We start from the raw sequence: 12,306 nt of genomic DNA, 5'->3' as shown, positions 1-12,306 counted from the left end.
AGCAAGAACTTATTCTGATTTAGCGAAAGCGATTGAAAATGCTTTTAGCCAAGTCTCATTAAATGACATTTATAATTGGTTTACACATTCTTGTTACTGCACCTCACCAGAGTAGAAAACGCTATATTTGTAACTCGCACGCCTCACTATCGTCATCAACAAATATGTGGTAAAACTTTTCGCCAGCTTGATATTTGGTCAGAGTCTAGTAGTTTGGGCGTGACAATTATATCTGCTGGGTTGATTTTTTCGGAAGCAGATAGTGTTATCCCCGATGTAGTTTGGGTTAGCCGAGAAAAATTAGCCCAAATTGAAGATGAAGCAGGACATTTAACAGCCGCGCCAGAATTGGTAATCGAAGTATTATCTCCCGCTACACAAAACGAACGTCGAGATAAGGAAGCAAAACTGAAACTTTATTCAATTCATGGTGTGCGTGAGTATTGAATTTTGAATCGCTTTACTAAACAAGTGGAAGTTTATCGACGAGAAAAATTACAGTTAATTTTAGTTGCAACTTTGATAGGTGATGATGAAATAACTTCGCCACTTTTACCAGGATTTTGTTGTTCTATTAGTTGCTTTTTTCCTGAATAATCAAACTTAAGCTTTTCACCCTGTCACCTATCACCTGTCCCCTGCTATATATTCAGCTAATTGGTAGGGTAAACCAAAATGTTACACCTGTTTCCAATTCACTTTGGACACCAATTTCACCACCATGCGCTTGAACAATTTGTTTACACAAATATAAGCCTAAGCCTAAACCTAAAGAATAAGGGTTATTCTTGCCACGGAAATATAAATCAAACAATCTTTGGCTTTGTTCTGGGCTAATGCCAACACCATTATCGCTGACGGTACAATAAATTTTTTCACCTTCAACTATGGCATTAATTGTAATTTGCAATCCTGGCAAATTATGTTTGATAGCATTGCCAATTAAGTTAGAAAATACTCGCCATAGTTGCGTTGAATCGGCGTTGATTAATGGTAAATCTGCACTTACAAGATTGATGAGATGAGTTTGATTTTTTCGCAGCATTGGTTCTAAATCTGCGATCGCATCTGCAACAATCATATCTAATTGCACAGGTTGACGCTGTAAAACTAACCCTTGCATATCATTGACATGGGCTTCCATCAAGGAGTTAATTAAGTTTAATTGGCGATCGCTACTCTGCACCATCCGTTCTAAGGTGGTACGGGGTAGAGAAATCACATTACTCTCCTCTTCCCCATTCTCTAGCAAATTCTTCAGCACCATCAAACTACCCAAAACTGGGTTACGTAAGTCGTGAGATACTGCATGGAAAAAGACTCGCAGTGCTTCTTCGCTACGTTGGCGATCGCGCAATGCTGCCTGAAGTTCGCTAATATCTAAAATTATCCCCACTAAGCCGCCCAAGGAACCATCAACTTTAGAAAAGGTTGCTTTGTAAAATATGACATCATGTTTGGTTTGATCAGCAAACACCAAAAAACTTTCGTAAGTTTGGACTTGTTGTTGCTCTAACAAGGTCATATCTGCGTGATAATATTGGTCAGCCAATTCTCTGGGTGCTAAGTCATAATCAGATTTACCAAGAATTTGTTCTTTTCGTAAACCAAGAACTTCTTCAAAAGCTGTGTTGCATCCAAGGTATAAACCTTGAGTATTCTTATAAAAAACGGGAGTGGGAATTGTATCGATTAAAACTTGTAAGAAATCGATTTGTTCTTGTAATGCTTCTTCTGCTTGTTTGCGTTGGGTAATATCTTCAATTAACCCTTCATAATAAAGTAGTTTTCCATCTGCATCACGCACAGCATAAGCTTTTTCCGAAATCCAAACAATACTACCGTCTTGGCGATAAATTTGTGATTCAAATTCGGAGATAATGCCATACTTTTCAATTAACCGCACAAACTCAGCCCGACGCTTGGGATCAACATATAATTGATTTTCAATATCTGTAAAATTGGCTGTAACTTCTTCTGGCGAAGAATATCCATAAATTTTAGCTAATGCTGGATTAGCTGTAATATATCGACCATCAGGACTACTTTGAAAAATACCTTCAATGGCATTTTCAAAAATACTGCGATATTTGGCTTCGGCGACGACTAATTTACGATTAGCTGATTCTAATTCTTTGCGGGCGTAAAATTCCGAACGTTGTAGGCGATCGTATAAATAAACTCCCAAATCACAGATGACACAAAACCAGAATATATACAAAACAAATGTCACATTATATATTTCTGGATGTTCTGGTTTAAGAGTTTTTAAACCCAAGGCAGTATTAACAATAAAATAATAACCTAAAATACTGAGCTGAGAGATAAAATGTAGCGGCCAGCGCACTGGCATAAATATAGCTTGACTAAGAAATAGCAACGACCAACCAACAATATCTGGTAAGGCGAAACCTTTAATTGTGGCGAACAATTGAGACGCAAAACCAACTGACCAAGATGTACCTAAAAATAATCTACCTGGGTGACGATGACCGAAGCGAGTTTTATGTAAAGTAAAACAAAAAAATAAACTCAGCAACATGGAAACATTAATCGCCAGTCCCTGAATTCTAACTATTCTTGGTAGCTGTGCTAATTCTTGTAGTGAAAAGAATAAATCATAAATATCGCGGACAGTAAAAGTTAATAAACAAATAAATGCCAGCCATAACCACAGCCGTAATCGCTGCCACAAAAAATGATTACGCCAAGATTGATATTCACCAGTAATTACATCTATTTTTGGTGCCGAAAAAACTTGTTTCCACCAAATTCCAAATTTTTGCAATAAGTTAGCCATTAGTGTCTTACCAACTTTGACCATACCATCGCAGGTGTTTTTTTATTTTCCCGCATTTCGCACACCTTCGTCTTTATTATGATCAGTTATGGGTACATTTTGACGACTAATCGGCTACAGACAATGTGAACCAAAATGTTAATCCTCGTTTGCGGTTACTAATGACACCAATTTCGCCGCCATGTGCTTGAATAATTTGGCGACATAAATACATCTTCAACCCTAAAATTGTGGAACAAGGTGCTTGGGGTTCTCGCACATATAAATCAAAGAGGCGATCGCTTTCTGTTTTACTCATGGTGACACCGTTATGTTCAATTTGAATTTTGATCATACTTTCCATAACGGTGGCTGTTAGCGAAAATTTCAACCCTGGGGGATTCTGTTGCAAACTATAAATCAACAAGGTCAGCAACACTGTTTGTAACTGTGTGGGATCTGTCTTAATAGATGGCAAATCTTCGTTGATTAAATTTTCCAACGTTGCTTGATTTTGCCACAACAGTGGTTGGATGTCGGGCAGAATTTTTTCGAGGAGTGTGTTTAAGTTTACCTGCTGGAGATTTATAGTAACACCTTGTTCCATACAGCAATGAATTTCTAATAAAGAGTTAATCATTGTTAGTTGGCGATCGTTCCCTTGAATCATCCGTTCAATTATTGAACTAGGTACAGGAATTGACTGGGAAGAACTTTCTGATGGCAGTGTAGAGGAACAGAATAGAACAGGCGATGATTGTTCTCCAACCCCATTCTCCTGCAAATTCTTCAGTACCATCAAGTTACCCATGACTGTGGTGCGTAAATCATGGGCGACGGTATGCAACACCACATCTTTAACTTGTTGCAGTTTTTCTAGTTCTTGCATTTTTTGTTGCAGTTGGGCGGTGCGTTCTTCGACTTGGCGTTCTAGGTTGGTGTTGAGTTCTGCGAGTTCTTGGTAAAGTTGAGCTTGCTGAATGGCGATCGCTAATTGTTCTGATAATTGCTGAAGTAAGTCGATTTCTATCGGTTGCCATTGACGCGGCCCAGAACATTGATTAGCAACTAAGGCACCAATTAATTCTTCACCTAACATAATTGGTACAGCCAAACTTGCCCTAGTCTGAAATTGTTGATAATTGGCTTGTAATTTTGGCGATACTGTCACTTTGCTGACATCTTCAACTACACGCACACGATGAGTTGCAAAAATAGTTTTTAATTCTTGCAAATAACTTTTATCTTCTGGTGTCCAACCTAATACAGAGGGATATTTTGGATCTACTGATTCAGCTACCGTTTTAGTTGTCACCTCATAATCATTCAACCCAATAAAAACCCGATCAGCTTGTAAAAATTGCCTGACTTCCGAGACGGTGGTTTGGAGAATTTGCTCTAAATTCAGGGAAGAGCGAATTCTCACCAAAGTTTCTGTTAATAGGCGATCACGTTGTGCTGACAACCGCATTTGGGCTTCTGCTTGCTTACGGGCGGTAATATCATGATTAATCGCTAAAATACACGGTACGCCATCCAAATCAATCACATCGGCAGACAGTAGTGTTGTGCGAATTTCGCCGGACTTGCGCCGAAATGTAAACTCTAAATTGCGAATGGCTCCCTTGGTTTGTAAATCTGCTACTAATTGAGTGCGATCGCTTTCATTTACCCAGATTTTTAAATCAAAGGCTGTATGACCAATTACTTCATTCTGTTCATAGCCTGATAGCTGCATAAAACTATCATTAACTTCAAGGAAGCGTCCTTCTTGGAGGGTACTAATACTAATTGGATCTGGACTGCAATTAAAAGCTTTAGAAAATTTTTGCGCCAAATTTTGTAGTGAAGTTTCTACTTGTTTTCGCTCTGTAATATCCCGAACAATTGCTAACACTTCATCAGCACCGCTAACTACTAACCGCGCCTCATAATCACGAATACCTTGAGGTGTTGGTAGTTGATATTCGCAAGTTTGCAAAGTACCAGCATCCAAAGTTTTTGCAATGGTTTCTTGTCCAATTAAGGCTAGATCATTTGGTAATAAATCTCGCATATTTTTACCAACTATCTCTTCTTTAGTTAAAGTGAGACTGATACCATCACCTTTCAAATCAAGATATTCACCATCACGACTCATCCGAAACATCAAGTCTGGAATTGCTGCCAAAATTGCTTGATACCTCGCCTCACTGGTGCGTAACTCTTCTTCTGTTTGTTTTCTCAGAGTGATATCTATCACTAAGCCATTACAGAGAATATCTCCGTTGGTTTCTGGTTCTAGTTGACAAGCTCCTTGAATCCACTTGAGTTTACCACTGGGAGTCATAATCCTGCCTTCCCAATGCCAGGGCTGAAGTGTTGCAAAAGCTACAACCAGAGATTTTTTAAACTTGGTTCTATCTTCCGGGTGAATTAGCTGGTATAAAATTTGCCAGTCTGCTTGAATTAGTTCTGGTTCTAATTCTGACAAGTCTCGACAACCAGAACTTACGTATAAAACCACCTGGGAACCATCCGCCTGTTGTCGGAATTGAAAAATCATCCCTGGTAAAATAGCAGCAATTTTGTCCAACAAAGTGATAGTCTCTGGCGGAAATTCAAGTTTACGTAGTAATTTTAAGGCTTCATCCACTATTTCACCCTTTGATACCCAAGCAACTGACGCAATTTGTCAAGAGATGGTAGCTATGGCGACAATTTTGCTGTTGTGAACATCAGTGCTAACAGCAGCAAAACCCGGCCTTATTTCAGGTTAATTCTTGATGGGGCGATCGCATTCACCCAATCGGGTGAACCATTGGCTCACACCACTTTGGATTGTAAATTAGTTGATGCCCGGAAAGTATTTTCTTTTGAATCTCCATCTGAGTGGAGAGTTTAAGATAAGATCAGTAATTATCTCTGACTAAAAGTTTACGAATTATGTTCACCCCAACAGCAGCAAAACAAATTGGTGTAGTTGCCAAAGAAAGCGGTGTACCAATTAAAACTATTCGCTACTACGAAGAACTCGGTCTACTTAAATCATCAGCTAGAACCGAAGGCGGATTTAGATTATTTAACTCTGATGTTTTAGCACGACTGCACTTTATCAAACGCGCTCAAAGTTTAGGTTTAAGTTTGTCAGAAATTAAAGAGTTTTTAAATGTTCATGATAGTGGTCAATTACCTTGTGAACATATCAAAGCAAAATTAGAAGACAAGGTAAAAGCTATTGATGAACAAATTCAACAATTAATGATTTTGCGGCAAGAATTATCCGGCTTACTTTCTGGTTGGGAAATCAAACCTGATCATTCTCACTCTACTATTTGCCCCATCATTGAAAATGAATAAGTAGCTCAGTGTTAAAAATTATCGTTATGGCAAGGCAGGAGGCAGGAGTAAAGAGGATATTAGCTGTGTTTACCTTTCTTAACTTAGTTTTATTTTTTCCCACTGACTTACTTAAATATTATCGATAAGAGTCAATATTTCGATTTCACTGTCTCTGAATCCCGCCACTAATTAATTCTGACTTCTGAATTCTTCAATCATCATTTAAAGTTTCAATTAATAAATCTACTTGCTTTTGTCGTTGTTGCAAGAAGCTTTCACACTGACGTAAATACTCAACAGCAGTGGCAAACTGTTCAAATACTGCTTCTAATTCCAATTCACCCGCTTCAATGCGGGCGATAATTTTTTCAATTTCTGATACCTTTGCCTCGTAATTCACATTTGCGATCGCTTCCGCATCCGAGGAACTTTTACGTTTAACCATTAATCGTTTAGGGTTTTAGTCGTCACTTCCATAACTTTTACTTTAACTTCTCCCTGCCCCAACTGAACCAACAATTCTTGACCAACAGTTAACTCATTTGCATGACGCGTGATCGCCCCATTTTCTTGGCGTACCACGGCATAACCTCGCTGTAACACCGCCTTCGGGTCAAGGGTAGCTAACTTCTGGCGCAACAATTCTAAATGCTGTGTGGCTTGTTGCGATCGCTGGCTAGTAACTTGTAAAAGTTGCTGACGTTTCCAGCCCAACTTTTGCATTTCTTGTTTGACTTGTCTATCTAACCCTACACGTTGCAAGCGATTACGTAATGTTTGCAGTTGATTGACGGCCGATGTCCTCACCTCATACACAGCATCATACAAAGCATCAATTCGCTGCTGATGTTGAGCAGACAATTCTGATAGTGACGGCACAACTAATTCGGCGGCGGCTGTCGGTGTATGTACGCAGACATCAGCCGCTAAATCAACTAAAGATTCATCTCGTTGATGACCAATCCCCGTAATTACCGGGATAGAACATTCTGCCACAGACCTGACGACTCGCTCATCATTAAAGCAAGCTAATTCCTCAACTGCCCCACCACCTCGTGATAAAATTAGCACCTCAGCCCGACCATCTTTTTCAACTCTAGCGATCGCTTTCACTATTGATTCTGGTGCTTGTTCGCCTTGTACTGTGGCTGGCGAAAATAATACTTGTAAGCCCGGATATCTATGTTTAAGGGTTTTTTGAATATCGCCCCAAGCCGCAGCCGTGGGTGAAGTCACAACTGCGATCGTTTGGGGATGGGGCGGTAGCGGCCGCTTTTTTTCGGGGTCAAATAACCCTTCCGCTAACAAGCGATTACGTAATTGTTGGTAGCGTAATGCTTGTAAACCCACACCCGCAGGTAAAGCTTGCCAAACCGTTAACTGATACTCTCCTCTTTGGGGATACAAGCGTATACTCCCCAAAATAATTATCTGTTCACCAACCGCAGGAATCTGCACAAGTTTCGCTACTTGACTATTCCACACCACGCACTTAATCGCTGCTGTCCCATCCGGGTCTTGGAGTGTAAAAAATAAACCACTGCGATGATGATTGGCGCTGGAAACTTCCCCTGTGATCCAAACTTGTCGTAGTTGCTCATCTTGCTCTAACAGCAACCGGATATAATCAGTTAACCCAGCTACCGAAAGTGCTGTATTGAAAATTACAGAGTCAGTAAAATCAGAAGTCATCAATTAAGGGGGCCGAATAAACTAGCAAAACTTCTATCCAAATCCTAACAAAACCGTGTATTTTTCAGATTGGTAGTCCTGAACACTTCAGATAAAATTTTGCTGAGACGGGAATAACTTACCACTAGACCTGGCGAAAGCCATAATAGTTGAGGGGGGTAAAGACTAATCAAAGTTGTGACGTTTGTTTCTTAGAGAAATCCGATTTCCGCATTTTCTGGCTAAAATAGTATATCTGTTCTACTTCGACTCCAAACCTAACACTCCATAAATCCATATATATAGATAGAGGCAGTAATGGCTATCAACACTGACAATTCCGGTAAGCAAAAAGCCCTGAATATGGTACTCAACCAGATTGAGCGCAGCTTCGGTAAAGGTGCTATTATGCGCCTGGGTGATGCAACCCGGATGCGGGTGGAGACAATTTCCACAGGCGCACTCACCTTAGATTTAGCCCTGGGTGGTGGTTTGCCCAAAGGGCGGGTAATTGAGATTTATGGCCCAGAAAGTTCTGGTAAAACCACAGTCGCCCTACACGCGCTGGCTGAAGTGCAGAGACAAGGCGGAATTGCTGCCTTTGTGGATGCAGAACACGCCCTAGACCCGACTTATGCGGCGGCTTTAGGTGTAGATATCGAAAATTTACTGGTTTCTCAACCTGATACTGGGGAAGCAGCGTTAGAAATTGTTGATCAATTGGTGCGTTCATCTGCTGTTGACATTGTAGTTATCGACTCAGTAGCAGCATTAGTTCCCCGCGCTGAAATCGAAGGCGATATGGGAGACGCACACGTCGGTTTACAAGCTCGTTTGATGAGCCAAGCTCTCCGTAAAATCACGGGTAATATTGGTAAATCTGGTTGTACAGTAATTTTCATCAACCAATTACGGCAAAAAATCGGTGTTACCTACGGTAGCCCAGAAACTACAACAGGTGGTAATGCGTTGAAGTTTTATGCTTCTGTGCGTTTAGATATTCGTCGCATTCAAACCTTGAAAAAAGGGACTGATGAATTTGGGAACCGCGTTAAGGTAAAAGTTGCTAAAAACAAAGTCGCACCACCTTTTAGAGTGGCAGAATTTGACATTATTTTCGGTAAGGGAGTGTCAATTTTAGGTTGTTTGGTTGATATAGCCGAAGAAACAGGTGTTTTAACTCGTAAAGGTGCTTGGTATAGCTATAACGGCGACAACATTTCTCAAGGTCGAGATAACGCAATTAAATACTTAGAAGAAAAGCCAGAATTTGCTGAACAAATTAAACAACAAGTGCGCCAAAAACTTGATATGGGTGCTGTTGTTTCTGCTAATTCTGTAGCTAAAGCCAGTGAAGATGAGGAAGAAGAATACGAAGAGGAAGAATAGTATTGACTATTGAACAGTGAATCAATTAGTGGCGAAAAGACATACGCCACTAATTTAGTAATCCTAAATGAGTTGTGAAAATCGAGAGGATCAGATCCCCGACTTCTTCAAGAAGTCGGGGATCTTTTGGTTCACGAATGATTTAGGAATGCTATTGCAAAAATCAAATTAGAAAATCTTAAACTTGTTCATAGCTAAGAAGGCGTAACTCGGCTGAAAAACCTATCTAAAATGTCGGATTTCTGTTCTGTACTAAAACCATCATAGCTATGTTGATAGTCTAAACCGAGGTTTTTAGTAAATGGAATAGCCTTATCAGTAATTTCAGGTACGTATTTTCCGGGCGCAACGTGACTTAAGGTATCATCTAAGTTACAGTTTTTGCGAGATGAAAGCTGCATAAGTAACTCAATAGCTACCGTTGGTAAAACGCGAGAAGTTTGATTATTGAAAAAATAAAAACTCAGACTACCGATACGGATGCGATCGCCTTCTTTGAGTTTAATTGTTTCATAGACTCGTTCGCCATTGACAAAGGAACCATTTGTACTTTTAAAATCGACCAGGTAAAATCCGTCTTCATCATATTGGATAGCCGCATGACGACGAGATAAGTATTTATCATTAATACAGATACCACTGTGGCGATCGCGTCCAATTGTCCAAATTCGCTGCGGTTGTAGTAAAGTCTGGCTTTGGCTTTCACCTAAATTAGTTACCAAGTAAACCTTCTCATCATCTACTACACCCTGTACATAACTTGTATTTAATCCTGTCTCAGCAGGCAATGATAGGCCTTCCATCTGAAGCATGTCATTTAGAAGTACACTATGTTGTTCATACAACTTGACAAATACCTGATATAAATTTAGTCTTCGTTCTATTTCTTTACTCTGGAACTCAGCGATTTTATCTGAAGTTTTTACTGTGAATAGATTTAACTTGCTGATGTCGGTCATGAACTTTTTTCTCAGCCTACAATCAGGAACAGTGGCTTTTTGAGTTTTCGCTGCTATTTTCAAAATTTAGCAACTTCCGAGAATTGAGTTGGATGATTTTGACTAAGAATTCCTACTTATATTTTGGTACTTAGTATGAATATCATGCAACTTTAGTTTTTTTAAAAAAAATTGTTTTATTTCGTTTTATATTGTAAATTACTGTAGTCTTATTTTAACAGATGCTAATCATTAAGAATAATTTAAGTATTTCTTAAGTAATATTAGAAAGATTAAATCTACAGGATTAATTTCAGAATTAATCCAAAAACAAAAATTAAGTATTGAGTATCAATACTTAATTTTTAATTTGAGTTATTCAAATTTATTTATGAGGATTTTTCTGTTTTCTTTTAATCTGGAATTACAATAAACCACGTTTTCCATTCGGGCGTACTGTCATCCAATTAGTTTTGGCTAGAGCCAGTTGCTCATCTAAAATTTTGGCACCAGTCAGATTAGCACCACATAAATTAGCGCCTCTGAGATTAGCATTACTCAGATGGGCGTAGCTGAGATCAGCACCTCGTAAATCTGCTCCCTCTAAATCAGCATGATTGAAATAAGCTTTGCTTAAATTTGCATCTCTGAGATTAGCGCGGGTGAGACTAGCTCTACCAAAATCACTGTTGTGAAGATTTGCACCTTGAAGATTAGTGCTTTGCAGTTGAGCCGAATGAAAATTGGTTTCTGACAATTCACTACCTTGGAGGTTGAGAAAGTTTAAATTGTGTAAGGCAAAATCTCTTCTTCCCTTGAGATAGGCTGTTAATAAAGTTTGGCTATCTAATCTGCGTCCAGCTTTAGATTGTTGATTACTTGCACTATTACTATGACTGTTAGGTAACATTCCGGGTTTACCTACAGAGGCTGCACGCATTCCACCTTGATCGGAAGATGCGGCTTCGGCAATTTTTGCTCTGCGGGCGCGAATTGCTGCGGCTACCTGTGCTACTCCTGTCGCAGTACCTCCAACTGCGGAAGGATTGCTGCATAAAATTGCCGAGTTTTCTCCACGCTGTGGTGTTTTTTCTTTAGTATTATTTTCCGATTTTACTAGCAAGCTTTTAGCCAAACTATCTAAGTAAGGCTCCATTTCTAATGCGCGGAGAACATCTGCTGCTGACTGGTAGCGATTGCGGACGGAAACATCTAACATTTTTCGCAACACACCTGTCAAGTGATCACTCACATGCACCAAATGTTCCCACATCATTTCCCCGGTGGTGGGGTTGTAATCTAAATCTTTAGGGGTTTTGCTGGTGAGCAAATAAATACAAGTTACTCCCAGGGCGTAAATATCACTGGCGTAAACCGGACGCATCGCCATTTGTTCTGGAGGTGCGAAGCCAGGAGTTCCAATTGCATAGGCGGTTAATGCAGTATGCCCTGATTGACTCGGCGCAGCTTGCGTGACTTGGTTTTTGACAGCACCAAAGTCAATTAGCACCATTCTGGCATCTTGGGTACGACGAATTAAGTTGGCTGGTTTGATATCACGGTGAATTACCTTCTGCTCGTGGATGTATTGTAGTACAGGTAACATCTCACTCAAAAATTGTTTCACGCCAACTTCAGTCAATACGCCATTAGCTTTGACTTCCTGTTGCAAGGTAGCACCGCTAATATATTCCTGAACTAGATAGAATTGTTCCTGTTCTTCAAAATAGTCAAGTAATCTGGGGACTTGAGGGTGGTTACCAATTTTACCTAATGTTCTGGCTTCTCGCTCAAAGAGTTCTCGCGCCATTTGCAAAACATGGGGTGCGTTTCCTGATGGTCTTAGTTGCTTGATAACGCAACTTGGTTCTCCTGGTAAAGCTTCATCCTGAGCCAGAAAAGTTGCGCCAAAGCCTCCTTGACCTAACGGTTTACTCACCCGATAGCGATCGCGCAGCAGTAGGCGCGAGCCGCAAGACTGACACCTTTGGCTATATACCACATTTTCTGGATTGGGACAGGTTGGATTCAAGCAGTAGCTCATGCACTGTCAACTCGCTGCGCGAAAATGGCTGGGAGCATAACGCTCTAGTTTAATTATTTAGACCAAAACCTACTCTGGGCAGGTAATTTATGCTGGAAATCCTTTGAAGAGTTCCTAAAGTTTGACTGGTTTATCTAAGCGATCATCACAACAAGATAGCTGAT

General features: G+C 40.0%; 11 protein-coding genes. 5 read left to right on the top strand and 6 right to left on the bottom strand.

All coding sequences use genetic code 11. From position 1 onward, the window contains the following. The first annotated feature begins 90 nt into the window (after nucleotides 1-90). On the top strand, nucleotides 91-447 hold the full coding sequence (locus H6G75_RS23560) for a Uma2 family endonuclease (RefSeq protein ID WP_242051619.1): 357 nt from the start codon (nucleotides 91-93) through the stop codon (nucleotides 445-447). A 3-nt stretch (nucleotides 448-450) separates the two neighbouring features. Then, on the top strand, nucleotides 451-597 hold the full coding sequence (locus H6G75_RS33135; protein WP_242051618.1) for a hypothetical protein: 147 nt from the start codon (nucleotides 451-453) through the stop codon (nucleotides 595-597). A gap of 52 nt (nucleotides 598-649) precedes the next feature. On the opposite strand, the gene H6G75_RS23555 is transcribed toward H6G75_RS33135, so the two are convergent. Next, nucleotides 650-2,800: a PAS domain-containing sensor histidine kinase gene (locus tag H6G75_RS23555; RefSeq protein ID WP_242051617.1), complete on the bottom strand. Its 2,151-nt coding sequence runs from the start codon at nucleotides 2,798-2,800 to the stop codon at nucleotides 650-652. 106 nt (nucleotides 2,801-2,906) lie between these two features. Beyond that, nucleotides 2,907-5,414 (bottom strand): PAS domain S-box protein, encoded by a 2,508-nt coding sequence (locus H6G75_RS23550; RefSeq protein ID WP_190982376.1) that lies wholly within the window; start codon nucleotides 5,412-5,414, stop codon nucleotides 2,907-2,909. 36 nt (nucleotides 5,415-5,450) lie between these two features. Between H6G75_RS23550 and H6G75_RS23545 the strand changes: the two genes are divergently transcribed. Together H6G75_RS23545 and H6G75_RS23540 are read left to right on the top strand one after the other, a co-directional pair. Next, nucleotides 5,451-5,663: a hypothetical protein gene (locus tag H6G75_RS23545; protein WP_190982375.1), complete on the top strand. Its 213-nt coding sequence runs from the start codon at nucleotides 5,451-5,453 to the stop codon at nucleotides 5,661-5,663. Nucleotides 5,664-5,704: 41 nt separating this feature from the next. Continuing rightward, the gene (locus H6G75_RS23540; RefSeq protein WP_190982374.1) at nucleotides 5,705-6,118 is read left to right on the top strand and encodes a heavy metal-responsive transcriptional regulator; all 414 of its coding nucleotides are present in this window, start codon (nucleotides 5,705-5,707) and stop codon (nucleotides 6,116-6,118) included. A 193-nt stretch (nucleotides 6,119-6,311) separates the two neighbouring features. Here the strand turns inward: H6G75_RS23540 and xseB are convergent, their stop codons facing one another. Beyond that, nucleotides 6,312-6,545, bottom strand: a complete 234-nt coding sequence (xseB, locus tag H6G75_RS23535; RefSeq protein ID WP_190589358.1) for an exodeoxyribonuclease VII small subunit — start codon at nucleotides 6,543-6,545, stop codon at nucleotides 6,312-6,314. Beyond that, nucleotides 6,545-7,792, bottom strand: coding sequence for an exodeoxyribonuclease VII large subunit (xseA, locus tag H6G75_RS23530; protein ID WP_190982373.1), 1,248 nt, complete (start codon nucleotides 7,790-7,792; stop codon nucleotides 6,545-6,547). The genes xseB and xseA overlap by 1 nt, the downstream gene beginning before the upstream one ends. Nucleotides 7,793-8,089: 297 nt before the next feature. On the opposite strand from xseA, the gene recA reads away from it, so the two are divergent. After that, nucleotides 8,090-9,160 (top strand): recombinase RecA, encoded by a 1,071-nt coding sequence (gene recA / locus H6G75_RS23525; protein WP_190982372.1) that lies wholly within the window; start codon nucleotides 8,090-8,092, stop codon nucleotides 9,158-9,160. Nucleotides 9,161-9,354: 194 nt separating this feature from the next. Here the strand turns inward: recA and H6G75_RS23520 are convergent, their stop codons facing one another. Both H6G75_RS23520 and H6G75_RS23515 read right to left on the bottom strand, forming a co-directional pair. Next, a complete protein-coding gene (locus H6G75_RS23520) occupies nucleotides 9,355-9,963 on the bottom strand; it encodes an FHA domain-containing protein (protein ID WP_313934904.1) in 609 nt (202 codons plus the stop codon). Between the two features lie 559 nt (nucleotides 9,964-10,522). Then, a complete protein-coding gene (locus tag H6G75_RS23515) occupies nucleotides 10,523-12,142 on the bottom strand; it encodes a serine/threonine-protein kinase (RefSeq protein ID WP_190982370.1) in 1,620 nt (539 codons plus the stop codon). Nucleotides 12,143-12,306 lie beyond the last annotated feature (164 nt).

Origin of the sequence: Nostoc sp. FACHB-280, from assembly GCF_014697615.1 — a bacterium.
Classification (GTDB): domain Bacteria; phylum Cyanobacteriota; class Cyanobacteriia; order Cyanobacteriales; family Nostocaceae; genus Nostoc_B.
This window is presented reverse-complemented; position numbering and strand designations above follow the sequence as displayed.

What these genes read in the sequence shown, in the direction of transcription:
- H6G75_RS23555 (WP_242051617.1), bottom strand. Translation starts at nt 2,800, where the DNA reads ATGGCTAACTTATTGCAAAAATTTGGAATTTGGTGGAAACAAGTTTTT.
- H6G75_RS23540 (WP_190982374.1), top strand. Translation starts at nt 5,705, where the DNA reads ATGTTCACCCCAACAGCAGCAAAACAAATTGGTGTAGTTGCCAAAGAA.
- xseB (WP_190589358.1), bottom strand. Translation starts at nt 6,545, where the DNA reads ATGGTTAAACGTAAAAGTTCCTCGGATGCGGAAGCGATCGCAAATGTG.
- xseA (WP_190982373.1), bottom strand. Translation starts at nt 7,792, where the DNA reads ATGACTTCTGATTTTACTGACTCTGTAATTTTCAATACAGCACTTTCG.
- recA (WP_190982372.1), top strand. Translation starts at nt 8,090, where the DNA reads ATGGCTATCAACACTGACAATTCCGGTAAGCAAAAAGCCCTGAATATG.
- H6G75_RS23520 (WP_313934904.1), bottom strand. Translation starts at nt 9,963, where the DNA reads ATGGAAGGCCTATCATTGCCTGCTGAGACAGGATTAAATACAAGTTAT.
- H6G75_RS23515 (WP_190982370.1), bottom strand. Translation starts at nt 12,142, where the DNA reads ATGAGCTACTGCTTGAATCCAACCTGTCCCAATCCAGAAAATGTGGTA.